The organism is Rhodanobacteraceae bacterium, assembly GCA_024234055.1.
Taxonomy (GTDB): domain Bacteria; phylum Pseudomonadota; class Gammaproteobacteria; order Xanthomonadales; family SZUA-5; genus JADKFD01.
The window spans coordinates 144,504-169,793 of record JACKOW010000006.1 but is presented as its reverse complement, the minus strand read 5'-3'; the positions used below and the strand labels follow the sequence as shown (position 1 = coordinate 169,793).

General features: G+C 64.4%; 16 protein-coding genes and 1 pseudogene. 11 read left to right on the top strand and 6 right to left on the bottom strand.

What is annotated here, in order from left to right:
- Window positions 1–40: 40 nt before the first annotated feature.
- Window positions 41–3,526: a PAS-domain containing protein gene (locus H7A19_12420; GenBank protein ID MCP5475632.1), complete on the top strand. Its 3,486-nt coding sequence runs from the start codon at window positions 41–43 to the stop codon at window positions 3,524–3,526.
- Between the two features lie 221 nt (window positions 3,527–3,747).
- On the top strand, window positions 3,748–5,577 hold the full coding sequence (locus tag H7A19_12415; protein ID MCP5475631.1) for a M1 family metallopeptidase: 1,830 nt from the start codon (window positions 3,748–3,750) through the stop codon (window positions 5,575–5,577).
- A gap of 443 nt (window positions 5,578–6,020) precedes the next feature.
- On the opposite strand, the pseudogene H7A19_12410 reads toward H7A19_12415, so the two are convergent.
- Window positions 6,021–7,402, bottom strand: a pseudogene (locus H7A19_12410) (IS1380 family transposase).
- A gap of 200 nt (window positions 7,403–7,602) precedes the next feature.
- Here H7A19_12410 and pyrF point away from each other — a divergent pair.
- From pyrF to H7A19_12380, 6 genes are all read left to right on the top strand, one after another.
- Window positions 7,603–8,316 (top strand): orotidine-5'-phosphate decarboxylase, encoded by a 714-nt coding sequence (pyrF, locus tag H7A19_12405; GenBank protein MCP5475630.1) that lies wholly within the window; start codon window positions 7,603–7,605, stop codon window positions 8,314–8,316.
- 1,028 nt (window positions 8,317–9,344) lie between these two features.
- Window positions 9,345–10,271 (top strand): hypothetical protein, encoded by a 927-nt coding sequence (locus tag H7A19_12400; protein ID MCP5475629.1) that lies wholly within the window; start codon window positions 9,345–9,347, stop codon window positions 10,269–10,271.
- A gap of 102 nt (window positions 10,272–10,373) precedes the next feature.
- On the top strand, window positions 10,374–12,944 hold the full coding sequence (plsB, locus tag H7A19_12395; GenBank protein MCP5475628.1) for a glycerol-3-phosphate 1-O-acyltransferase PlsB: 2,571 nt from the start codon (window positions 10,374–10,376) through the stop codon (window positions 12,942–12,944).
- 118 nt (window positions 12,945–13,062) lie between these two features.
- Entirely contained in the window at window positions 13,063–14,370 is a 1,308-nt protein-coding gene (locus H7A19_12390; protein MCP5475627.1) for a PQQ-dependent sugar dehydrogenase, read from the top strand.
- Window positions 14,371–14,710: 340 nt separating this feature from the next.
- Complete coding sequence (locus H7A19_12385) at window positions 14,711–14,950, top strand: antitoxin (protein MCP5475626.1); 240 nt, start codon at window positions 14,711–14,713, stop codon at window positions 14,948–14,950.
- Window positions 14,951–14,955: 5 nt separating this feature from the next.
- Window positions 14,956–15,384: a PIN domain-containing protein gene (locus H7A19_12380; protein MCP5475625.1), complete on the top strand. Its 429-nt coding sequence runs from the start codon at window positions 14,956–14,958 to the stop codon at window positions 15,382–15,384.
- Between the two features lie 180 nt (window positions 15,385–15,564).
- Here the strand turns inward: H7A19_12380 and H7A19_12375 are convergent, their stop codons facing one another.
- The gene (locus tag H7A19_12375) at window positions 15,565–16,272 is read right to left on the bottom strand and encodes a DUF3592 domain-containing protein (protein ID MCP5475624.1); all 708 of its coding nucleotides are present in this window, start codon (window positions 16,270–16,272) and stop codon (window positions 15,565–15,567) included.
- A 71-nt stretch (window positions 16,273–16,343) separates the two neighbouring features.
- Between H7A19_12375 and H7A19_12370 the strand changes: the two genes are divergently transcribed.
- Together H7A19_12370 and H7A19_12365 are read left to right on the top strand one after the other, a co-directional pair.
- Window positions 16,344–16,859 carry a sigma-70 family RNA polymerase sigma factor gene (locus H7A19_12370; protein MCP5475623.1) on the top strand — a complete coding sequence of 172 codons (516 nt, stop codon included), beginning with the start codon at window positions 16,344–16,346 and terminating at the stop codon, window positions 16,857–16,859.
- Complete coding sequence (locus tag H7A19_12365; GenBank protein ID MCP5475622.1) at window positions 16,846–17,589, top strand: DUF3379 family protein; 744 nt, start codon at window positions 16,846–16,848, stop codon at window positions 17,587–17,589. Before H7A19_12370 ends, H7A19_12365 begins: the two co-directional genes overlap by 14 nt.
- Window positions 17,590–17,926: 337 nt before the next feature.
- Here H7A19_12365 and H7A19_12360 read toward each other — a convergent pair whose 3' ends face one another.
- The 4 genes from H7A19_12360 to icd form a co-directional block, all read right to left on the bottom strand.
- The gene (locus tag H7A19_12360; GenBank protein ID MCP5475621.1) at window positions 17,927–19,072 is read right to left on the bottom strand and encodes a hypothetical protein; all 1,146 of its coding nucleotides are present in this window, start codon (window positions 19,070–19,072) and stop codon (window positions 17,927–17,929) included.
- Between the two features lie 11 nt (window positions 19,073–19,083).
- Window positions 19,084–19,524, bottom strand: a complete 441-nt coding sequence (gene lysM / locus H7A19_12355) for a peptidoglycan-binding protein LysM (GenBank protein MCP5475620.1) — start codon at window positions 19,522–19,524, stop codon at window positions 19,084–19,086.
- Window positions 19,525–20,612: 1,088 nt separating this feature from the next.
- The gene (locus tag H7A19_12350; GenBank protein ID MCP5475619.1) at window positions 20,613–21,560 is read right to left on the bottom strand and encodes a complex I NDUFA9 subunit family protein; all 948 of its coding nucleotides are present in this window, start codon (window positions 21,558–21,560) and stop codon (window positions 20,613–20,615) included.
- Between the two features lie 322 nt (window positions 21,561–21,882).
- Window positions 21,883–23,184, bottom strand: coding sequence for an NADP-dependent isocitrate dehydrogenase (gene icd / locus H7A19_12345; protein MCP5475618.1), 1,302 nt, complete (start codon window positions 23,182–23,184; stop codon window positions 21,883–21,885).
- A gap of 607 nt (window positions 23,185–23,791) precedes the next feature.
- On the opposite strand from icd, the gene H7A19_12340 reads away from it, so the two are divergent.
- A complete protein-coding gene (locus H7A19_12340) occupies window positions 23,792–25,282 on the top strand; it encodes an MFS transporter (GenBank protein MCP5475617.1) in 1,491 nt (496 codons plus the stop codon).
- The last annotated feature ends 8 nt before the right edge of the window (window positions 25,283–25,290 follow it).

The following is a 25,290-nucleotide window of genomic DNA, read 5'->3' as shown; positions in this document are numbered from 1 at the left end:
AATGGGTCAACTGCCACTTGCAAGCTGGTCCAACGCCGCCGTGATCGCCCCCTGGTTGTTGCTGCTCGCGGCCCTCACCTATCTGGTGGCGTTGTTTTCGGTCGCTGCCTGGGGAGATCGCCGTGCCCGACTGACCAGCCAGCCAGCCCTGCGCGCGTGGATCTACAGCCTGGCGCTCGGGGTCTATTGCACCACCTGGACGCTGTACGGCGCGGTCGGCACGGCGCGCGGCAGCGGCTGGGCCTTCCTGCCGATCTATCTCGGCCCGATCCTGATCTTCGCCTTCGCCAGCGGCCTGCTGGAGCGGCTGGTGTTGATCGCGCGCCAGCAGAACATCAGCTCGATCTCGCATCTGATCTCGGCGCGCTTCGGGCGCTCGCGGCCACTGGCCGCATTGGTGACGATCATCGCCTTGTTCGCCGCCGTGCCCTATGTGGCCCTGCAGTTCAAGGCCATCAGCGCCAGCATCCAGGTATTGGCACCGGCCAGCAGCGATCATGGCAGCAGCCTGTACACCGATACCGCGCTCTACGTGGCGGTGACCATGGCCCTGTTCGCCATGCTCTTCGGCGCCCGCGAGGCCAGCGCCACGGCACACCGTCGCGGCCTGTTGGTGGCGGTGGCGCTGGAGTCGGTGGTCAAGCTGGCGGCGCTGATCGTGGTTGCGCTGCTGGCCCTGGTGCTCGGCAAGAACGCCTGGCCGGGAGCGCTGGCGCGCGTGGCTGCCGACCCGGTGTGGTCGCCCGAGCAATTTGGCACGCTGACCTTTCTCACCCAGACCCTTCTCGCCGCCTGCGCCATCTTCTGTCTGCCGCGGCAGTTCCAGGTTGGGGTGGTGGAGTGCACCGATCCTGCCGATCTGAAACTGGCGCGGCGGGTATTCATCGGCTATCTGGTGCTGGTGTCGATCTGCGTGCTGCCGGTGGCCTGGCTGGCGCAGGACCTGGTCCCGGCTGGGAACCCCGATCACCTGCTGCTGCGCCTGCCCCTGGAAAACGGCCATCCCGGCATCGCCATGCTGGCCTTCATCGGTGGTCTGTCGGCGGGTACGGCGATGGTCATCGTCGTCTGCGTGGCACTGTCGACCATGATCAGCAACGATCTGCTGATGCCGCTGCTGATGCGGATACGGTCGCTGCGACTGCAGCAGAACGCCGATCTGTCCGCCTGGGTGCTGGGCTGCAAGCGGGTGTCGATTGCGCTGCTGGCGGCATTGGCTTTCGCCTTCTATCGCATCGACGGTGGCAGCGGCACGCTCGCCAGCTACGGCTTGCTGGCTTTCAGCGCCGTCGCCCAGTTCGCCCCGGCGCTGGTGGCCTCGCTGTACTGGCGCAATGCCAGTCAGCGCGGCGTGGCCTGGGGCCTGGCCGGCGGTTTCGCGGTCTGGATCTACACCCTGCTGCTGCCGCAGCTGTCGCTGGCGGGTTGGGTTGGCGGCGAATTCCTGCAAAAAGGCCCGTGGGGATTTGCACCGCTGGCGCCGCAGGCGCTGCTGGGCGTGGCCGGGCCCGATCCGCTGACCCACGGCACGCTCTGGTCCCTGCTGGTGAATTCGGCGCTGCTGATGGCGGTGTCGCTGCGACAACGACCGCATCTGGGCGAACGCCTGCAGGCCACGGCCTATCTGGACCCCTACGCGCTGCGGGCCAGCGCCGTGCAAGAGCTGGTGCCGCATGTGCACCTGCGCGATCTGGTGGAACTGGCGCAGCGCATCCTCGGACGGGAATCGGCGACTGCCGCCTTCGAGCGCTTTTTCCTCACGCACCAGCGCGACCCTGATCTTTCGGCCCCGGCTGACCGCAGGGCGCTACAGTTCACCGAGCGGCTGCTGGCCGGTGCCGTCGGCCCCGGCTCGGCGCGGCTGATGCTGACCTCGGTACTGCGCGGCAGCGGTCTGGAGCTGGGCGAGGTGGTCTCGGTGCTGGACGAGACCAGCCAGGCTCTGCGCTTCAACCGCGAACTGCTGCAGACCACCTTCGAGCACATGAGCCAGGGCATCAGCGTGGTCGATGGCGAGATGCGTCTGGTGGCCTGGAATCGGCGCTACAGCGAACTCTTCGACTATCCCGACGGCATGCTCTTCGTCGGTCGGCCGGTGGCCGACCTGATTCGCTACAACGCTGAGCGCGGCCAGATCGGACCCGGTGATGTCGACGATCAGGTGGAGCGTCGACTGGCCCATATGCGCGCCGGCAGTTCGCATCGCTATGTGCGCGAACGTGCTGATGGCCATGTGGTGGAAATGCGCGGCGAACCCCTGCCCGGCGGTGGCTTCGTCATGAGTTTCAACGACATCACCGAATTCAAGCGCGCCGAGGACGCCCTGCGCGAAGCCAACGAGCATCTGGAAGATCGGGTCGAACAGCGCACCTTCGAGTTGCGGGCCTCGCTGAAGGCGCAGGAGCAGGCCCGGCGGCTGGCCCAGGCGGCGCAGGAAACGCGCACCCGCTTCATCGCTGCTGCCAGCCATGATCTGTTGCAGCCGCTGTCGGCCGCGCGCCTGTTCCTGTCTTCCCTGCGGGATGACCCACGCCTGGGGACGGACGCCAGCGGACTGGTCGATCGGGTCGATTCCTCCTTGTCGGCCGCCGAGGAGATGCTGGACGGACTGATCGATCTGGCGCGACTGGATGCCGGCGTGCTGGAACCCGAGATGCAGCCCTTTGCCCTCGGCGAGTTGTTCGAGTCGATGCAGTCGCAATTTGCCTCACTGGCGCAAAGTCGGGGCCTGCGACTACGCTTTCTGGCCACGCGGCTGGTGATCCACAGTGATCGCAAACTGCTGCGGCGAATCCTGCAGAACTTCATTTCCAATGCGCTGCGCTACACCCGCAAGGGTGGTGTGGTGGTAGGGGCGCGTCGTCAGGGTGAGCGCGTGCGGATCGAAGTCTGGGACAGCGGTCCGGGCATCCCCGACACGGTCCGCTCCCGGGTATTCAGTGATTTCGAGCGTGGCCCCGAGGGCTCGCCCTGGGGCGAGCGCGGCCTGGGACTGGGTCTGGCGGGTTGCATGCGTCTGGCGCACCTGATGGGCGCGCAGCTGGACCTGCGCTCGCGCGCCGAACACGGCAGCATGTTCTTCGTCAGCGCCCGCCGGGCCGAACTGGCCAGCCGCGATCGCGCGAGCGCCGACGCCCAGACCGCCACGGCGAACCGGCAAGGCCTGCGGATCCTGGTGATCGACAATGAACCGGAGGTGCTGGAGGCCACGTCCGGTCTGCTCCAGCGCTGGGGCCATCAGGTGCAGACCGCATCCTCAGGGCTGCCGGCAGTGCAATTGTTGCAATCGGGCAGCTTTGATCTGGCGCTGGTCGATCACCAGTTGGACGGCGACGAGAATGGCATTGATCTGGTCCTGAACTGGCGCCGGATCGGCTGCGCACCCGCGGCCATCGTCATGGTCAGCGCCGATCGCAACGAGGCCTTCCTGAAAGCTGCTGCCGCAGCGCGACTGCCGGTGCTGCACAAGCCGGTCAAACCAGCAGCGCTGCGGGCGATGATGGCCTCGGTGTGTCAGGCCGCCTGACCAGGTCTGATCAGCGGCTTTGAGGAGGGACGCGCGCCTGGGTGGCCGCTCTTGATCTGCCAGAGGCGCAAGAGCGGCGCCGCAGCGCGGCGCCCTCCACAGCAACGGCCCGAACAGTCCTGAGGTGATGGACGAAGTTCATGGAAGCCCGCAATGGCGCGAGCGGCATATTCATCGCACCCGCGGCATACTCGGCGGCCCCGCGATGTACTGAAGCTGCCATGCGCGCCTTTCTGACCCTGCTGGTATTCACCGTGAGCACTGCCTGCGCTGCACCCGATCCGCATTCCTACGCCAACATCGATGCGGTGCGGGTGAGCCATGCGCACCTGGATCTCGCGGTGTCCTTCGAGCGCCGCGAGCTCTCCGGATTTGTCGATCTGGATCTGCTGCGCAAGGATCCGGCCGCCACCGAGGTAGTGCTGGACACGCGCGAGCTGCACATCGATCAGGTACTCGCCGTCGATGCCCAGCAGCGCTACACGCCGACCGCCTTCAGCCTGTCCAGGGCCGATCCGATTTTCGGTCAGGCGCTGCGCATCGAGCTTCCCCAGGGCGTCGAGCGCATCCGCGTCCGCTACCGCACCTCGCCGGATGCCAGCGGCTTGCAGTGGTTGCCGCCGGAGCTGACCGCCGGCAAGAAACAGCCCTTCCTGTTCACCCAGTCGCAGGCCATCCATGCCCGCTCCTGGGTGCCGATCCAGGACACGCCCGCGGTGCGCTTCAGTTATTCCGCCCGCATCAGCACACCGCCAGGACTACTGGCGCGGATGAGTGCCAACAACAATCCGCTTGATGCCGCCAATGGCGACTACCGCTTCATCATGCAGCAGGCGATTCCGAGCTACCTGCTGGCCTTGGCCGTGGGCGAGCTCAAGTTCGCTGCCTTGGGCGAGCGCAGCGGCGTGTATGCAGAGCCCAATGTGCTCGAAGCGGCCGCCTACGAGTTCGAAGACACCGAGCGCATGATCGAGATCACCGAGTCGCTGTACGGCCCCTATCGCTGGGGCCGCTACGATTTGCTGGTGCTGCCGGCCTCCTTTCCCTTCGGCGGCATGGAAAACCCGCGACTGACCTTCCTCACGCCCACCGTGATCGCTGGCGACCGCAGCCTGGTGGCGCTGATTGCCCACGAGCTGGCGCATTCCTGGTCGGGCAATCTGGTCACCAATCGCAGCTGGGATGATTTCTGGTTGAACGAGGGCTTCACCACCTACGTCGAGAACCGCATCGTCGAAGCGGCCTTTGGCAGCGAGCGTGCCGACATGGAGCGGCAACTGGCCGAACGTGATCTGCAGGAAGAGCTGGAAGCGTTGTCGGAGGCCGATCAGCATCTGCGCCTGGATCTGCGCGGGCGCGATCCGGATGACGGTCTGACCGAGGTGGCCTACACCAAGGGCATGGTCTTCCTGCGTTTTCTGGAACAACGATTCGGGCGCGAAGTCTTCGATCCCTTCGTCCGAGCGTGGTTCGACCGGCATGCCTTCGGCACAGTCGGAACCAACGACTTCCTCGCCTTCCTCAAGTCCGAGCTGCTTGATCGCCATCCCGGCAAAGTCAGTGGCGAGGAGTTGGCAGCTTTCATCGAGGGCCCGGGTCTGCCGGACTTCGCGCCGCGCACCCACGCCACCCGCTTCGATGCCATCGACGCCGCGCGCAGCGACTGGCTCTCGGGCAAGACAGCGCTTGCGGCCATCGACACCAGCGCCTGGAGCACCCAGGAATGGATGCGCTGGATCGAAGGACTGCCCGAATCGACGACGCCGGCGCAGCTGGCCGAGTTCGACCTGGCCTATCAGGTGAGCATGGTCGGCAACAGCGAGATCGCCTTCGCCTGGTACATGAAGGCCATCGAACACGACTACCGCCCGGCCTTCGCACCGATGCAGGATTTCCTGCAGCGCATCGGTCGCCGCAAGTTCGTACTGCCCCTGTACACCGCGCTGATGCGCAACCCGGGGCAACAGGATTACGCCCGCAAGGTCTACGCCAGTGCCCGCGGCAGCTACCACCCGATCACCCGCGCCAGCGTCGATGACGTGATGCGGTAGGGAAGCTCTGAACAAGTCGATACCGTCATTCCAGCGCAAGCGGGAATCCAGTGCTTTCAGGTTCTTGCGCATGCGTGGATTCCCGCTTTCGCGCGCTTTCGCGGGAATGACGACTTGTTGTGCCGGGCGTGGGGGCAGCGGGCAGGTTTCCAATCCTGACTCAAGCTCTGACCGTGAAGCGAGCTTGGTCCCCTGCCCCCTGCCCCGCTTGCCTAGCCCGCATTTCTCACACCCCCTCGCTTCAACGGTTGCGGGACGTTGTTTCTTGCGGTGGTTGAAGATCGTTCGTCCGCACCGGCGGCAGAACGGCGCTTGGTGTTCGATTTCCGCTCATTTTGGCGCGGGATGCCGTGGCTTTTCTTGCTGATTTGTTTGACTTTATTGCCCGCCGCCGACGGCCGTAGCCCCGGAAGGGGCCGTTGACGCAGGATCGCTGGTTTCAATCAGCCGCTGTCGGCAAGACGAGCGTAGCTGGCGCTCCACAAGTCCTGGTACGGGAAACTCGACGCCATCGCGATACGAACCCGACGAACGCTCCGAACGACCCAGGCGCCGATCTTCAGCAACTTCAAACGCAGCGTGCCGCAGGTTGCCTGAGCCAATTCAGTGCCGGCGAGTGCTTTTCGCCGCAGCGCGTCCATCAGGACATAGGCAAACGACGACAACCACAGACGCAACTGGTTGCCGAGCATGGTGGCCGTCGACGTGCGATCCGCGAACAGGTCCCCTTGGCATTCCTTGATGCGGTTCTCCATCTCCCCGCGAGCGCAATACAGATCTTCGTACAGCGCTCGCGCTGACCACGTCTCGGATGTCAGCGAGGTCACCACAAAGCGCGGATTGCTTAGACCCGGTAACTGCTCTGCCTTGCCCACCACGCGGCGCTCACGACTCCAACTCTTGCGCGTCGAATAACGGAAATCCGTGAACTCCCGCTCCGCCTTTCCGCTGCGCGCCTGGCGCGCCTGAGCCCGCGCCAAAGCCGGCTCGAGCACCTCGATCAAACGCGCGTTCTTGGCCAGTCCAAACACGTAGTCAACGGCGTTGCTCTCGCACCACGCCATCAGCTCCTCGCGTGCAAAACCGCTGTCCGCCCGAAGCGTGATCCGCACCTTGGGCCAGCGCTTGCGGATCTGTCCCACCACCCGATCCATCTCTTCAACCGCGCCCGCGCTGCCGTCGATGTTCGACCGGCGCAGCTTCGCTGCCAGCAGATGCTTGCCGCAAAACACGTACAACGGCAGGTAGCAGTAACCATCGTAATAACCATGAAAGAACCGCCCCTCCTGATCCCCATGGAGCGGGTCGTCGGTCGCATCCAAATCCAGAACGATCGACTCCGGCGGCGTCTCGTGCGCCTCAAAAACAAATCCACAAACAACGACTCGATCTGCTCCGGATGATGCGCAATCTTTCGATAACGCTCACCCGGCGTCGCCTTCGGCGCATGCTCCAACCGATTCAGCGTTGACTTGCCCGCCAACGGCGCACAGTCCTTGCGCTGCGCTTTGAGCTTGCCCGCCAGCACCGCCAACACCGGATCGTGCCGCAACTGATCGTGATCGTTCAGATCCTCGTAGCCCAGTGCGATCCCAACCACACGCTGCATCACCAGCGTCCGCACCGAATGCTCGATCAACTCGGGATCTCGACCATCTTGAAAGCACCCGGCCAGCCGATCCATGAGCTTGATCGAATCATCGACGCGACCCAGAAGCAGTGCGCCCGCATCCGACGTGATCTCGCCGCCATCAAATCCGGCAACCACCTGACGACCATCCACTTGCTCAAAAATCGTGCTCGTCGCGCTACACTGTGTCGGCATCGGGGTTCTCCGCAAATCTCAGCTAAGTTGTTCTCGCAACTCAACTTTATCTGATTTGAGAACCCCGGTGCACTACTTAGTGTGAGAAATGCGGGCTAGGGCGCAAAGCAGCCAGATGTCCGTTGGGCAATGAGAGCGACGCGGGCCAGCACACGGCGGCCCCTGTATCTTTGCGGCGACTCCGGGCCGGACCGAATGCCATGACCACCGTGCACCACCCCGAAATCCCGCTGGCCGAACGCCTGATCTTCGCGCTGGATGTGGCCGACCTTGATCAGGCCAGGCAATGGATCGCGCGCCTGGGGGATGCCGTCAGTCATTACAAGATCGGACTGGAACTGCTCAGCAGCGGTGGCTATTTCGAGCTGCTGGCCGAACTCAAGGCCGCTGGCAAACGCGTGTTCGCCGATCTCAAGCTGCACGATATTCCGGCGACCGTGGCCGCGGCCGTCGCCGGCATGGCCCGCCATCAACCTGATCTGCTGACCCTGCACGCCTATCCAGCCGCGATCAAGGCGGCGGCTGGCCAGGCCGGATCCATGCGCCTGCTGGCGGTCACGGTGCTGACCAGCATCAGTGAAGGCGAACTTCAGGCCAGCGGCGTGAGTCAGCCGCTCGCCAGCTGCGTATCGGCGCGCGCCGCCGAGGCCATTGCCGCTGGCGCCGCCGGGTTGGTCTGCTCCGGCCTGGAGGCCGCCCGCCTGCGCAGCGAACTCGGCTCGGCAGCGCTGATCGTCTGTCCGGGCATCCGCGCCAGCGCCGGCGGCGATGATCAGCAGCGCACCGTCGACGTTGCCACAGCCTTCGCCAACGGCGCCGACTACATCGTGGTTGGTCGCCCCATCCGCCAGGCCGAAGACCCCCGCGCCGCCGCGCAGGCCATACAGCGCACCATCGCCGAGATCTTTGCGTAGCAGGTATTTGCGGGGCACGGGGCACGGGGCACGGGGCACGGGAAAGGCTGCGGGCTTCGGGCTGTTGTGGGTCCAGACTTGTCTGGACCCACAACAGCCGCGTCATTGCGAGGAACGGAGTGACGAAGCAATCCAACGCTATTGACGCCATGCTTCTGGATTGCTTCGCTACGCTCTCCATGAACCCATGTCCTAGGTCATTGAATTCCCATATTCCGGCAAGAGCCGGCTTTTGTAGCCCAAAGTGCGCGTAGCGCTCTCCGGGAGGTGACGCCAAAGAGCCCCGCTGAGCCGCTGCGCGGCACAACGGGCTACGCGCACCAGGCGGGTTCATGGCCCGTGCGCGGTGTCGGGCCGACACAGGTGGCTCGCAATGACGCCATCCCCGGCGGGAGTCTCGGTGTGCCGTCCTGCCCTCTTGCCAGTGTCCCGTGCCCCGTGTCCCGTGCCCCGTGCCCCGTGCCCCGTTCACCACCTTAGCGCACTTACCTAAGGTGTTGACTTAGGAATATCATCTAACTTACTATCAATACACACATTGCTGTGACGATTACAGCCAGCGCAGGAAGCGCTCATAACAACAAGGCCGAAAAGGCCCATAAAGGCGGAGGCCCTCTCCGCCTTTTTCTTTGGTGAATCGACGGGACGGCCCGGCAGAGCTTCGGGCGCGGCCAGAGGGGACGACCCCGGTTCTCACCGAACATTCCCTGGTTCATTGATTTGTTGAGCTGCAAGGAAGGGGCAAGGGGCAGGGGGCAGGTGTCCAATCACGACGCATGATCTGACCGTGCCGCGACGTGGGTCCCCTGCCCCCCGCCCCCCGCCCCTGATTGAGGCGCGAACAAGCGCACTGCCAGAGGCGACCCGGACGCTCGCTTAACGCACTTGGCGTTTGCGCACGATCTCGTCTCCGGGCTAGAGTCCCGCCCTGCAGCTGCCGTTGAGGCCGCCTTGGTGCGCCGGATCTCGGATCCGGAGCGCATCGACCGGCAGGCACTGCCCCCTTTTCGATACTCAGGAGTTTCCCCATGTCCTTCCGCCATTCCCTGATTGCCGTCGCGCTTGGCTGCGCCCTGCTTGCCGGTTGCGGCAAGGATGAACCCGCGCCGGGCGCGGCACCGGCTGAAAAAGCCATGGTCGCCACCCAGGCTACCGCCTCAAGCGCACTGGAAACTCAGGTCAAGGCCTTTCGCAACAATGATCTGAAGGCGCTGCTGCAGGCGTCGATGCCGCCGGCTGAGCTGGAGCGCATCCGCGCTGACTGGGACAAGCAGCGCGCCGAGCCCATCACCGACGAAGAGCGCGCCGAGTTCGCCGAGAGCTGGGGCAAGATCACGGCGCCCGACGGCGTCGACAAGATCATGGCTGAGATCGAGCCGCAGCTGGCCGAAATGAAGCCGCAGCTGGCCGGCATCATCGGCATGGGTCAGGGCATGGCCACGATGAGCATTCAACAGAGCACCGAGCTGACCGATCAGCAGAAGACGCAGGCCACGCAATTCATGAACGGCCTGTCGGGCTGGCTGACCAAGACCGATTTTGCCGATCCGGCGCTGATGCGCAATGCCCTTACGGCGTTGGCCGAGGGTCTGCGTGCAACCGGCATTACCAAGCTTGATGACATCAAGGCCCTGTCCTTCGACGAGATGCTGGTCAAGGCCGGCCCGGCTGTCGGCGGTGTCAAGAACGCTCTGGCCGCCTATGGCTTCTCGCTCGATGCCATCGCCGACAGCGTCAAGACCGAGGTCGTCAGCGAGACCGGCGACGTCGCCAAGCTCAAGGTCAGCTACGCGCTGTTCGATGCGCCGCTGAGTTTCGAGAGCGAGATGAAGAAGGTTGACGGCAAGTGGTACGGCAAGGACATGCTGGAGCAGATCGAGAAGGCCAAGGCCGAAGAAGCCGCCGCCGCTGCGGGCGGCGATGAAGACGGCGACGACGACGCCTCCGACGAGTAAGCTCAAGCGTCAGCACAAGCTGACCGTCGACCACTGCTTTGGCGCGGGCACCAGCGGCCCGCGCTAAGCTTGCGTCTGTACCCCGCAATCAGCCATACCCGCATGAGCGAAGCGAATATCGTCGTCAAGGCGCCATGGTTCCGACGCGCCCTGCTGGCGCTGGTCGATACCGTGCTGCACCCCTTTCTGCGGCTGACCCGGATCACGCCGGAGACCGATCAGCCGCCCTTTGATCCGGGCAAGCCGGTCTGCTACATCCTGGATCGGCAGGGCCTCTCGAATGTGGCCATCCTCGACCGCGCCTGCCGCGAAGCCGGCTGGCCACGTCCAATCGATCCTCTGCCACTGGCCACCCTGAGCCGGCCGCCGCCGGCGATCTTCGCCATCGAAAAACGCACGGGCTGGCTGCTCAACCGACGCCAGCTGCGCGATCGCACGGTGCGACTGGAGCGCCTGCTCGGGGCGATCCGCCGCGATCCCGATGTGCAGGTGCAACTGGTGCCGGTTTCGATCTTCGTGGGTCGCGCGCCGGACCGCAGCGCCGGCTGGTTCAAGGTGCTGTTCAGTGAAAACTGGGTGGTGGTGGGCCGCTTCCGGCGGCTGCTGGCGATTCTCTTCAACGGCCGCAACACGTTACTGCAGTTCAGTCCCCCGGTGACGCTGGATCAGGCCATCGGCGAGAGCGAGGACCTCAAGCGCGCAGCGCACAAGCTGTCGCTGCTGATGCGCGTGCATTTCCGGCGCATTCGTGGCGCGGTGATCGGGCCCGACCTTTCACACCGGCGCACGCTGGTGGGCGATCTGCTGCGCGCCGATGCGGTACGCGCCGCGATTGCCGCCCAGGCCAACAAGGAAAAGGGCGGTTACAAGGCGGCGGCCAAGAAGGCCAACGCCTATGCCCGTGAGATCGCCGCCGACTATTCGCATCCGGTGGTGCGCTCGCTGAGTTTCATCCTGCAGGGCTTCTGGAACCGCATCTACGACGGTGTGACCCTGCACCATTTCGACGCCTTCCGGCAGCGGGCGCCCGGCTATGAAGTGGTCTACGTGCCCTGTCACCGCAGCCATATCGATTATCTGCTGTTGTCCTATCTGCTGTATCGCAATGGTCTGGTGCCGCCGCATATTGCCGCTGGCGTCAATCTGAACCTGCCGGTGGTCGGGCCGATCCTGCGACGTGGCGGTGCCTTCTTCCTGCGCCGCAGCTTCAAGGCCAATGCGCTGTATTCGGCGGTGTTCAGCGAATACGTGACCCGGCTGGTGCGCCAGGGTGTGGCCCTGGAGTACTTCATCGAAGGCGGTCGCAGCCGTACCGGCCGGCTGCTGCCGCCGCGCGCCGGCATGCTGGCGCTGACCGTGCGCGCCTTCCTGCGCGAACGCGCGCGGCCGGTGCTGTTCCAGCCGGTCTACATCGGCTACGAGAAGCTGATCGAGGGCAAGTCATACCTCGGCGAACTCTCCGGACAGCCCAAGGCCAAGGAATCGTGGATCGGGCTGCTGCGCTCGCTGTCGGTGCTGCGCCACCGCTACGGCCGCGTGGTGGTCAACTTCGGCGAGCCGATCGAACTCGATCAGGTGCTGCAGGATCACGCCCCCGACTGGCGCGAGCAGCAGACCGGCGAGAACGACCGGCCGGCCTGGTTCTCGTCGGCTGTTGACGACCTCTCCCACCGCATTCTCGAAAACATCAACGGCGCGGCCGATTTGAATCCGGTGGCGCTGCTGGCGCTGGTGATCCTCGGCACCCCCAAGCACGCCATCGGCGAAGCCGATCTGGTCGCCCACCTGCAGATATTCCTGGACCTGGCCCGCGAGCTGCCGTTCAGCGATCGCATCACGATCACCACCATGACGCCGACCGAGATCGTCGCCTACGGCGAGAGCATGGGCTGGATCGGGCGGCTCAAGCACCCGCTCGGCGATGTCCTCAGGGCTGAGGGTGATCAGGGCGTGCTGTTGTCCTATTACCGTAACAACGTCACCCATGTGTTCGCGGCGGTGTCCTGGGTGGCGTGCTGCCTGCTCAACACCCGCCGACTGTCGCGACAGGGTCTGGGGCGCCTGGGGCGCATGGTCTATCCCTTCATCAAGACCGAGCTGTTCCTGCCCTGGGATGCCGACGGTTTCGTCGAGCGCATCGATGCTGCCGCCGATTTCATGGCCCAGCGCGGACTGGTCAATGTCGACAGCGAAGGCGGCTGGATCTCACGCCCGGCGGATGGCGGCGACGCCTTCTTCGGCTTGCGCGTGCTCGCCCACAGCCTGCTGCAGACCTTCCAGCGCTATTACGTGGTTATCGCCGTGCTCGGCAAGAATGGCCCCGGTGTGCTGTCATCGGGCGAACTGGAAACCCTGTGTACCGTCACCGCTCAGCGCATGGCCCTGCTGCACGAGCTGTCCGGCCCCGAGTTCGGCGATCGCGCCCTGTTCAAGAGTTTCATCCAGATGCTCAAGGCCGAAGGCATCGTCAGCGTCGACGACAACGGCAAACTGACCTTCGGCCCAGAACTCAACCAGCTCGGCTCCGACGCCCGCATCATCCTCTCGCGCGAGTTGCGCCAGGGCATCGTGGCGATCACGCCGGAAGCGCGGGCGCAGCTGGCGCCGCCGGAGCCACAGCCAGACACGAACACGACGCCCAGTCTGGAAGGCCCGGACAAGCCCGGCGCCTGACCGCAGATTCTCGCGCCCAAGGAGGGGCGCGCCGCGCGAATCGGGCCAGGTTTCACACCCCGGCCGGTGGGCTGACGTTATCCTCGGGTTCTGTCGATCGGACGCCCCGGGGATACTCATGCTGCGTTTTGCTCTGCTTCTGACCGCCATGCTGGTGGCTCCTTGCGCCTTGGCGCAGACGCCGCCACCAGATCTGACCCTGACCCAGATAGTCGCGCCTGGTGCCGTGAGTCAGCCCCTTGCCGTGCGTCACGCTGGCGATGGCTCAGGCCGAATCTTCATCGTGCAGAAGAACGGCGTCATCCGCGTGTACAAGAATGGCGCGCTCGTGGCCACGCCCCTGCTGACGATATCGGTGGCTACTTCCAGCGAGCAAGGACTGCTGGGCCTGGCTTTTCACCCGGACTACGATGGCGTCAACGAGCGCCGCTTCTATGTGGCCTACACCCAAACCACCTCCGGCAACCCGCAGGCCATTGCCGAGTTCCGAACCACCGTCGGCAACCCCGATGTGGCAGATCTCACGTCGCGGCGGGAAGTCATCCAGGTGCCGGATGTGGCTGGCAACCACAACGGCGGCGACATTGTGTTCGGTCCTGACGGCTACCTGTACTGGTCGATGGGCGATGGCGGACCGCAGGGCGATCCCAACGGCTTTGCCCAATGCCTGTGGAAGAAGCCGCTGGATGGCACGCCGTCGAATTGCTCACCGGGCGGCGGCACCAACTACTTCCTGCTGGGCAAGATCATCCGCATCGATCCCACCCAGACCACTGCCAGTGCCAGCAGCGAGATGTGCGCGGCGACCGCCGGACAGCCGGCCGGCTATCGCATCCCGCCGGACAATCCCTTTGTCGGCAGCAACCAGACCTGCGACGAGATCATGCACTACGGCATGCGCAATCCCTGGCGCATCAGCTTCGACAAGGTCACCGGTGATCTGTTCATCGCCGACGTTGGCCAGAATGCCTGGGAAGAAGTCACCTACCTGCCCGCCGGTTCCTCGGGCGTGAATCTGGGCTGGAAGTGCTTTGAAGGCACCACGACATTCACCACCGCCGCGCCCTGCAATGTGCCGCTCGTGAACTATCTGCCTCCATTCCAGACCTATCAGCACCTGTCGGGGCGTTGCTCCATCACTGGCGGCTACCGCTATCGCGGCCCGATCGGCGCGCTGCGGGGCACCTACATCAATTCCGACTACTGCACCGGCGAGCTGTACTTCTCCACCCGTGCGGCGAACGGCACCTGGTCGCCTGGCCTGACCCAGGTCAACGTCTGGCAGGACACGCCCTACAGCATCGCCGGCTTCGGTGAGGATGAGGCCGGCAACGTCTACGTCACCAACATCGGCGGCGGCGGCGTCTACGTATTCACCTCGGCCAGTGACAACAGCGCCATCTTCGAACACGGCTTCGAGGGCTGAAGCGACCCGACCATCGTCGGCTCCTGTGGGCGTAGCCCGTTGTGCCGCGCAGCGGCTCAGCGGGGCTCCTCGCGTCACTGCCCGGACAGCGCTACGCGCAGTTCGGGCTACAAGAGCTTGGGTTCCGGGCCTTCGTAACGCGTAAGGTGGAATCTTTTGTAGGCCGATTGCCGATGGCCCGGAGACGATTTCGACCACACGCGAGTCGGGCGGCGGGATCCGCCTGCGAAATGCCCCGCTCATTGCCACCACGTCGCGGGCGGGTCCCGCCCTACGCCGGCCGCGACTGGCTTTCGCTGCGACGGTTTTCGACGAAAACTGATGTGTTAGCATCAGATGCATGCGCACCACACTCGACATCGATGAAGACGTGCTGCTGGCAGTGAAGGATCTGGCTCAGCGCCAGAAGAGTACTGCCGGTGCGGTGCTGAGCGCACTGGCGCGGATGGGCTTGCAGGCCAGGACTTCGGCCGTGGCTGAATCCTCGCCGCGCTACGGTTTTGCGCCCAAGCCCGGCAGCGGCGTCACCGTGAGCAATGCCCAGATCAACGCCCTGCGCGAAGCGCTGGGCGAGGACTAGCCGGATTGCGTGCGCTGTTCGATGTGAATGTGCTGATTGCGCTGCTGGATGGGGCGCATCAGCATCACGCGCTGGCCTGGAACTGGCTGGACGCCAATATCGCTCACGGCTGGGCCTCGTGCCCCATCACCCAGAACGGCTACCTGCGCATCGTTTCCCAGCCGAATTATCCGAATGCCACCAGCCTCTACGACGCCATGGCGCGACTGCGCGGCGCCACCAATGCGCCGCACCATGAACTCTGGCCCGATTCGATCAGTCTGCTGGATGAAAACCATGTCGATTCGAGTCGTGTACATGGGCCAAGGCAGCTGACCGACGTGTACCTGCTGGCGCTGGCCGTGAAACACCAAGGCCGGCTGGTGACCTTTGATCAGCGCATTGCGCTGAGCGCGGTACGCGGGGCGGCCGAAGAACATCGGGTAGTGCTGTAGCGTAGCCCGTTGTGCCGCGCAGCGGCTCAGCGGGGCTCTTCCGCGTCGCCGCCCGGACAGCGCTGCGCGCAGTTCGGGCTACAAGAGCATTTGTAGCCCGTTGTGCCGCGTAGCGGCTCAGGGGGACTCTTCGCGTCACCGCCCGGACAGCGCTGCGCGCAGTTCGGGCTACAAGAGCGCTTATGCCGATTTGGGCAACCAGCTGATGTCCACGCGGTGGCGTTCGGGTTGATCGGCGTCGATGCGTATGCCGATCTGCTCGCGATCGCCGATGAACTCGCTCGGATCGAACCACAGGTTCTCGCTCTGGAACATGTGCACCTTGCTGGTCACCGGATGTTGCCACTGGGCGCGGATGACCCAGGGCGAGCGGCCGTTGACCTTGAGGCTGGTGTTCTTGCCGACTTCCACGATGCGCGCCTGCACGGTCATGCCGCTGTGCTCCAGCCAGTCGTACATGCGCTTGCGGCGGATGGCGGACACGATCATGCCGATCGCCACTCCGCCAAAAACCAGCGTGAACACGCTGAGGATCGTGGCGACGAACCACTGTTCCATGAAGCTTCCGATCTGTCCGTCAGCGGGTCGATCGGGTCGGAACAGCACCTTCACCTTCTCACCCACATCGTAGCCGCGGCTGGAGGAGCGCACGCTGCCGACGATCTCGTAGCTGGCACCCGCGCCGCCTTCGGGCAGCGGCACGCTGTAGCGCACCCGTGGCGCGTACATGGTGCCGCCCTTGCTGCCGCGGGAGCTGACGAAGTCGATCACTTCGCCTTCGGTGGTGACGGCGCCATCACGAAAGTTGAGCGTGTGGCGAATGACAAAGAAGTCGGCAACGGCCATGGCCAGGCCAACCAAGCCGAAGATCACGATGAACCAGCGCATGTCGCTCTCCGCCGCGGTGCCGATACATTAGTCTACGAAAGCCATCGCCACTTGGGCCGGTCTAGCTTGCCATGGATGCCAAACGTAGCGAATTCGATCAACTGGTCCGGCGGCTTTCGCCCGATCTGTATCGCTTTGCCTTCTGGCTCTGTCACGACTCGGCGGTGGCTCAGGATCTGGTGCAGGAGACCTTCTTGCGGGCCTGGCGATCGCTGGCGGATCTGCGTGACGAGAAGAAGGCCAAGGCCTGGTTGATGACCATCGTGCGCCGTGAACACGCACGGTTGTTCGAACGCAAGGTGCCACCGCTGGACGACATCGCCGATGTCGTCGTTGAAGATCAGGACAGCCCAAGCGCACACGAGATGAGTGAGATCCAGGAGATGCGCGATGCCATCGGCCGCATCGACGAAAAATACCGCGAACCGCTGCTGTTGCAGCTGGTCGGGGGCTTCAGCTGCGACGAGATCGCCGAACAACTGGGGATCACCGCTTCGGCGGTCATGACCCAGCTGTTCCGTGCGCGCGCCAAGCTCAAGGCCTTGCTGCGCGGCGAGAGTCAGGGGACAGTCCATGAACTGCTCTGAGTTCCGCAGGCAACTGTTGATCGACCCGCGTTCGCCGGAACTGGCCAAGGCGGCACAGGCCCGCGTCTGCGATGACGCTGCCGCGCGCTTGACCGAAGCGCTGGCCTTCGAAAATCAGCTGGAAGCGGCGCTGGATGTGCCGGTGCCGACAGGCCTGGTGGATCGAATACTGGCGGCCGTGCCGGAGGATGCGGCGCAGGCTCAGCCGCCCGCGCGCCAGCGTTCCAGCGCGCGCTGGTGGCCCTTGGCGCTGGCGGCGTCGCTGGCGGTGGTGGCGCTGGTATCCACCAGTCTGCTGCGCGCGCCCAACCCCACCGATGAACTGATCGTCGCCAGCGTTGATCACCTGTCGCACGAGCCCTACGCGCTGACGCGGACCACGCGCGTGCCAGGGCCGCTGGTGGAGCGCATGTTCACCGAGGCCGGCCTGCGCGTGGATGAAAGCCGCTTGACCCTGAACTATCTGAACCGCTGTCCGCTGGACAAGCGCTGGTCGGTACACATGGTCATGCAGGCGCCGGAAGGCCCGGTGACGGTCATGTACCTGCCCAACGAGCCACGGGTGGAGCGCATGGACACCCGCCGCGACACAGTGGCCGTTCGCGCACTGCCCTTCGGTGATGGCGCGCTGGTGCTGCTGGCCGAAAGCAATCGCGATTTCGATGACATCGAGAACGCCTGGCACAGCGCAGCCGGCGAGGCCCTGGTGGTTGCGGCAGGGAGCTTGTAGCTGCCCCTGTGGAAGTCCCGGTCGCCCCTGGCGGTGCGCGTGTTCGCGCATCGAAGTGTGGGCGATCTCAGAGTTCATTCTTTTGTCCGCAAAGGACGCAAAGGACGCGAAGATTTCAATGGTTGTCCGGTTGAGCACGGTCTCTGGCGACACCGCCAACCGAAATCTTGGAATCGCCCTACTTTGCGTCCTTTGCGTCCTTTGCGTCCTTTGCGGAAAATTTTCTATTCAAGGACTTGCGACGTGTTTGGTGAGAGAGCGGCTTCAGCCGCGAACGGGCTGTCGCGGCTGAAGCCGCTCCCACAGAAGGGCGCCCGCACAGAAGGCGATACCCCGATCAGCGCGTGATCGGCATCACCCCGTACTCGCGGGCCGCCTCGATGTCGATGATCTGGTAGTCGGCGTTGTCCTCATCGTCAAAGGCATCCCCGGCGTCGTCGATCTGCTCCTGTCCCGCGGACAGCGCGGCCTCGAAATTGGCCAGCGAGGCTTCCAGGTCCACCGACAGTCCTGCGCGCCCCTTCAGATGGACCTTGACGTCCTCCGCCTTGGGCTGGACATCGCCGAGCATTGTGGTTTCGAGGTAGGCCATCTCGCTGCCCTCGGCATCCAGCGCAAACCCCAGCAGCATGTGCCCGGGCACCAGCACCAGCACCGGATCGATGTCGATCTTGCGCAGCACCGAGGCGATCAGCACGCTGCCATCGACGCAGTTGGCCTGGCTCATGGCCAGGGACTCGTCGATGAAGCGCACGTGCTGGCTCAGCACCTTGTCGTGGGCGCTGGCGGTGCGGGTGATCGAGGAATAGCGGATGCCGCGCTGCTGCAGCACATGCCAGATGGCGTAAACCTGCTTGAGCACGCTGTCGGCGTCTTCGCTCTGGTAGCCGTCGAACTGATCCACCACGCCGCTGTCCAACGCTTCCTTGAGGATGGCATCGACCGCCGGATGGTCTTCGTTGACGTAGGCGGCAAACAGCCAGTTGAAGTCCAGATCGTCGTCTTCGCCTTCCTCGTCGATGTAATAGAGCGCGTCATTGACCGAACGCACCCGCACCCGCTGGATGCGCGTGCCGAGCGACTGCCCGTCCAGGCTCAGTTCGAACTCGATATTGGCCGGGCGGGGCTGGCGGATAGCCGCCAGCGCCGGGAAATCCCAGGCCATGGTCGGGGCCAGGTTGAGACTCTGATCCAGATCCGGAATGGTTCCGGCCAGCCGACTGTCCCGGGCCAAGCCCGGCACCCGCACCACCAGTTCGAAGCGGGCGCCGGCCGGAGCGCCGGACAATTCAACGCCTATCAGCCCTTGCTGATCGCCCAGGACCGCCGGATCTGCATCGTCGGGATCGCTGGCCAGTGTGGCGGTGGCGATCTCGAGGCTGGGAAACAGCTGGTTGTAGGGCTCGACAAAGGGTTGCCAGCTCGGCGCCGCGTGGGCCTGCAGCGCGACCAGCCCCAGACAGAGCGAGATCCGTCTGAACATGCGCGCCCCGATCAGAGCACCGGCATGCGCAGCATCTGGCCGGGATAGATCTTGTCGGGATCCTTGAGCAGCGGCTTGTTGGCTTCGAAGATCTGCACATAGGCGCCGGATTTGCCGTAGTGCTTCTTGGCGATGGATCCCAGCGTGTCTCCCGCTTGCACGGTGTAGAAGCCGGCCGGCGTACCGGCCTGACCGGCGTCGATGCCGTCATCGACCTTCTCCACGCCGGCGACATTGCCCAGCGCCAGCAGCACCTTTTCCTTGTCTTCCTGGGTGCCGGCCTTGCCGATCACCTTGACCGTGGCCGAGGCGGCGTCGTACTCGACCTTGAGATCGGTGCTGGCCAGACCCTTGGCCTTGAGATGATCCAGCAAGGCGCCCGCCGTGTTGCCGGCCGTGGCCGCACCCAGGACTTTCTCGCCCGCCGACTTCATGAAATCCAGTACACCCATGGGCCTGCTCCGTTGATGATCCAGGCTGGAGCATACGCCAGCGAGGAGCACGCTTGCGGCGAGGGCGTCGTCGCTAAGATCTAGTCCTGAGGCAGGTCGTGGCCAGAAGCAGGCGCAGAGAACGCAAAGGAAGAGCAGAGAGAACGCGAAGAATGCCCGTCACGTCTTCGGGAAGCCCTGGATCGTCTGTCACTATCGGCCGGCGTGTCGGTCCGCCAGAACCCGTGTGTGAGTAGCGCGGCTCCGGCGCGCGGCGTATCGGGATGGGCGCGAGGGATGTTCGCGCCGGCGGCCGCGGCTTGGCCTGCCGGGCGCCGCGCGCTCGTCATCGCTGCGTGCAGCCCAAGCTGCCGGGCGCGCGGACCCGGCCTACTTCTGCAACCGGCGAACGCGGGCGGCTCTGGAGCGCAGTGCGGATATCTCACGCGGAGGCGCGGAGGCCGCGGAGAAGAGCCATAAGCCGGCAGTATGGATCGCACTTCTCCGCGCCTCCGCGCCTCCGCGCCTCCGCGTGATCCTGCGATTTTGCCCGTCACCTCGGCCAGGGCACTCGGCCGTAGCTTGCGGCGGTGCATCTGGATTGCTTCGCTACGCTCTCCATGAGCCCATATCGTAAGTAGTTGATGCGTCATTGCGAGGAGCGCAGCGACGAAGCAATCCAGGGTAGCGCCGCACACCACTGGATTGCTTCCCCCGGATCAAGTCCGGGGTCGCAATGACGCCGGGGGTTCATGGCCCGTGGGCAGTGTCGGGCTGATACAGGTGGCTGCCAATAACGCCGGTGCTGCATCGCCTCTCCATGAACTCATATCGTAAGTTGTTGATGCGTCATTGCGAGGAGCGCAGCGACGAAGCAATCCAGGGTAGCGCCGCACGCCCCTGGATTGCTTCCCCGGATCAAGTCCGGGGTCGCAATGACGCCGAGGGTTCATGGCCCGTGCGCAGCGTTGGGCCGATACAGGCGGCTCGCAATGACGCCGGTGCTGCATCGCCTCGGCTCCTGGGAGGGACGCGCGCCTGCGCGGCCGCTCTTGATCTCCGCTCGGCGCAAAGCGGCGCCGCAGCGCGGCGCCCTCCCAAGCGGGAAATTAGCGCTCGGCCCGGTAGGTATCCAGATGGCGCTGATGTTCGCTGCGGCCGATGTATTCGGGCACGACCAGTTCCAGCGGGGTGCGGCGGATGCCGAGTTCACCCAGTCCGTCGTGTTCGCTGGTGCTGTCGATGGCCAGTGACTTGTAGTTGTCGCTGGAGAAAGGCTTCAAGGCTGCCGGCAGTGCGTCGAACAGCAGACCCTGAATGCGCCCGAACAGATTCGGCAGGGGCAGCACCAGGCGCTTCACGCCCAACACCTTCGCGGTGTAGCGCACCAGTTCGGACAGGGTGTAGGTGCGCGGACCGACCAGCGGGTAGCTCTTGCCGACCGCCTCCTTGCTGCTCAACGCCGCCGCGAAGGCTGCGGCCACATCCTTGACGTACACCGGCTGGAAGCGGGCACCGGCGCGGGCCAGCGGCAGCACCGGCGCGATCTTCAGCAAGGGCGCGAAGCGGCAGAACAGACCGTCCCCCGGCCCGAAGATCACCGAGGGCTGGAACAGCGTCCAGTTGAGGCCCGAGGCCTTGACGTGGGCTTCGGCCTCACCGCGCGAGCGCAGATAGTGACTGTCGCCTTCGCCGGCGCACAGCGAACTCATTTGCAGCAGTCGCGAAACCTTGGCGGCCTTCATCGCAGCGATGACGGTGTCGGTGAGTTGGACGTGGGCGGTGTCGAAATCCTTGCCACCAAAGCCGTTGTTCTGGAGCACGCCGACCAGATTGATGACGGCATCGGCGCCGGCGAATCGTCGGGTCAACGCCGCCTGGTCGTAGACATCGGTGGACAGCGTGCGCACGCTCGGATAGATGCCGAGGTCGCGCTGCAGTTCGCGATTACGGCTGAGTACATCGATCTGGTGACCGGCCGCCTGCAGCTCGTGGACGATGGAGCGACCGACAAAGCCGGTGCCGCCGAGAATGACGATTTTCAGAGACTTGTTCATGAGGTCCGGTCCGGACAGTGATGCGTCAAGTATGCCGGGTGGAAGGGCGCCTGTATGGAGCAGGGTCAAATTGGCTGGGCGAGCATCGCAGTATCAGGGCTGCGGTGTACGAGGCTCTTGTAGTGCCGAGCTTGCTCGGCAGGATGTGCAGCACTCCAGTCGGGCGCAGATGCCAAGAGCACAAGCCAAGCCACGGCAGCGGAGCAAGCTCCGCTCTACGAAGGCGGAGCTCCGGTAGGGTAGAACCCGCGTAGCGGATTCCACCATTCACCCTCGCCGCAGGGTTAGCGGCGGATACGCCTTTGGCGGATCCGCCCTACGATTACATCGCCGCAATCAAACGATCGGCGAACTCGGAGCACTTGACCTCGGTGGCGCCTTCCATCAGACGGGCGAAATCGTAGGTCACTTCCTTGTTGCCGATGGCCACGTCCATGGCCCGGATCAGCGCATCAGCCGCTTCGGTCCAGCCCATGTAGCGCAGCATCATCTCGCCCGACAGGATCACCGAACCTGGATTGACCTTGTCCAGATCGGCGTACTTGGGTGCGGTGCCGTGGGTGGCTTCGAACACGGCGTGGCCAGTCATGTAGTTGACGTTGCCACCCGGCGCGATGCCGATACCGCCGACCTGCGCCGCCAGCGCGTCGGACAGATAGTCGCCGTTGAGGTTGAGGGTGGCGATCACGTCGAACTCTTCGGGGCGGGTCAGTACCTGCTGCAGCGTGATGTCGGCAATCGCGTCCTTGATGATGACCTTGCCGGCGGCAATGGCGTCCTTCTGCTCGGCATTGGCTGCCGCTTCGCCCTGCTTGGCCTTGGTGCGTTCCCACTGATCCCAGGTGTAGACCTTGTCGGCGAATTCGCGCTCGGCCAGGGCGTAGCCCCAGTTGCGGAAGGCGCCCTCGGTGAACTTCATGATGTTGCCCTTGTGCACCAGGGTCACCGACTTGCGGCCATTGATGATGGCGTACTCGATGGCGGCGCGAATCAGGCGCTCGGAACCGTCCTTGGACACCGGCTTGATGCCCACGCCGGAGCTGTCCGGGAAGCGGATCTTGCCGTATTCCTTGGGGAAATTCTCCTTCAGCAGGCCGAGGAATTTCTTGCAGGCCTCGGTGCCGGCTTCGAACTCGATGCCGGCATAGATGTCCTCGCAGTTCTCGCGGAAGATCACCATGTCGACCTTGCCCGGATGCTTGACCGGACTCGGCACACCCTTGAACCAACGCACCGGGCGCAGGCACACGTACAGATCCAGCATCTGCCGCAGCGCCACGTTGAGCGAGCGGATGCCACCGCCGATCGGCGTGGTCAGCGGACCCTTGATCGACACCAGATAGTCGCGGCAGGCCTGCACGGTGGCTTCGGGCAACCAGGTGCCGAACTCGTCGTTGGATTTCTGGCCGGCGTAGACCTCCATCCAGTGGATCTTGCGCTCGCCGCCATAGCACTTGGCCACGGCCGCATCGAAGACGCGCACACTGGCCGCCCAGATGTCGCGACCGGTGCCGTCGCCTTCAATGAAGGGAATGATCGGGTTATTGGGTACCGTCAGCTTGCCGGCATCATCAATCGTGATCTTGGCACCAGCGGCGGGGACTACAGGGGCTCCCATACTCATCGGCGTTCCTCCTTGAAATTGATCCATGATGATAGCCCCGCCGCGTGAAGCCCGGTTGTTGGTTGTTGGTTGTTGGTTGTTGGTTGTTGGTTGTTGGTTGTTGGTTGTTGGTTGTTGGTTGTTGGTTATGGGCACGGGGCACGGGGCACGGGGCACGGGGCACGGGGCACGGGGCACGGGAAAGGCTACGGGCTTTGGGCTCTTGTAGGTCCAGACTTGTCTGGACCCTGTTGGCCCGGTGGTGAAGAAGCGTCCAGACAAGTCTGGACCTACACAGGTCGGAACCGGGCGTCATTGCGAGGAGCGAAGCGACGAAGCAATCCAGGGTAGCGGCGCACATCCCTGGATTGCTTCCCCCGGATCAAGTCCGGGGTCGCAATGACGCCGGGGGTTCATGGCCGGTGGGCAGTTTCAGGCCGAAACAGGTGGGTCGCAATGACGCCGGCGGTTGATACGGATCGTCGCATGACGGTTCGCAGCGCGGGCGGCTGCCGTACGGGCGCCTGCACGCGCCGCCGCAGCCATGAATACGAATGCACGCCCTGCCGTCTGGGCTTGCACACTCTAAGATGCACGGGCGCAGGCATGGGTGTCTGGGGAGCGTGCAATGAAGAGCAAACCGCAGCTGACGTTCTGGCAGATCTGGAACATGTGCTTTGGCTTTCTGGGCATCCAGTTTGCCTTTGCCCTCCAGAACGGCAACGTCTCGCGCATCTTCCAGACCCTGGGTGCGCAGATCGACGAGATTCCGATCCTGTGGATTGCGGCACCGCTGACCGGCTTGCTGGTGCAACCGTTGGTCGGCTACTACTCGGACCGGACCTGGAACCGGCTGGGCAGGCGCCGACCCTACTTCCTCGCTGGCGCCATCCTGACCACCTGCGCCCTGATGGTGATGCCCAACTCACCAGCGCTGTGGGTGGCCGCACTGATGCTGTGGCTGCTGGATGCCTCGATCAACATCTCGATGGAACCCTTCCGCGCCTTTGTCGGCGACAACCTGCCCAAGCAGCAGCGCGCCACCGGCTATTCCATGCAGAGCTTCTTCATTGGCGTCGGCGCGGTCGTTGCCGGGCTGATGCCTTGGGCACTGCAGAAGCTGGGCGTGGCCAATACCGCGGCCGCCGGAGAGATTCCCGACAACGTGCGCTATTCCTTCTATGCCGGCGGCATGGTGCTGCTGCTGGCCATGGGCTGGACGATCTTGCGCTCGCGGGAGTATCCGCCGGAAGAACTGCGCGCCTTTGATGACGCTGAGGTGGCGCCTGCGCACGCCGAACTGGCTCCCATCCAGGCCCGGCAGGATGGCTGGATCTGGCTGGCGATAGGCATCGCCGGATTCTGGGCAGTGACCCATTACGATCTGCGCAATGATCTCTATGTGGCTGCCGGCATGGTCACGGCCTACGGGCTGGCGCTGCTGATTCAGGGGCTGGTACCGCGCGACTTCGTTTTTGCCCACGTCATGGCCGATCTGCATGCCATGCCCGATGCCATGCGCAAGCTGGCGCTGGTGCAGTTCTTCTCCTGGTTCGCGCTGTTTTCGATGTGGATCTACACCACCAGTGCCGTGACCTCGGTGCACTTTGGCTCCAGCGACCCGACCAGCGCCGCCTACAACAACGGAGCGGACTGGGTGAATGTGCTGTTTGGCGCCTACAACGGCTTTGCTGCAGTCGCCGCGATCGGCATTCCCTTCCTGGTGCGCAAGGTCGGTTTGCGCATGGCCCATCTGATCAATCTGTGGATAGGCGCCGGCGCGCTGCTGTCCTTCCTGATCATCCGCGACCCGAACTGGCTACTGCTGTCGATGGTCGGCATCGGCATCGCCTGGGCCTCGATCCTGGCTCTGCCGTACGCGATGCTGTCCGACAGCCTGCCGGCGGAGAAGATGGGCGTGTACATGGGCATCTTCAATTTCTTCATCGTGATCCCGCAGTTACTGGCGGCCAGTGTGCTCGGCGTCATATTGAAGACGGTCTTCGCCAACCAACCGATCTATGCGCTGGTGATTGGTGGCGTCAGCTTCCTGATCGCCGGCTTGTGCGTGCTGAGGGTGCGTGAGCCCAGTGCGGAAAGGGTGGTGGCGCATGCTTGAGTCGATCA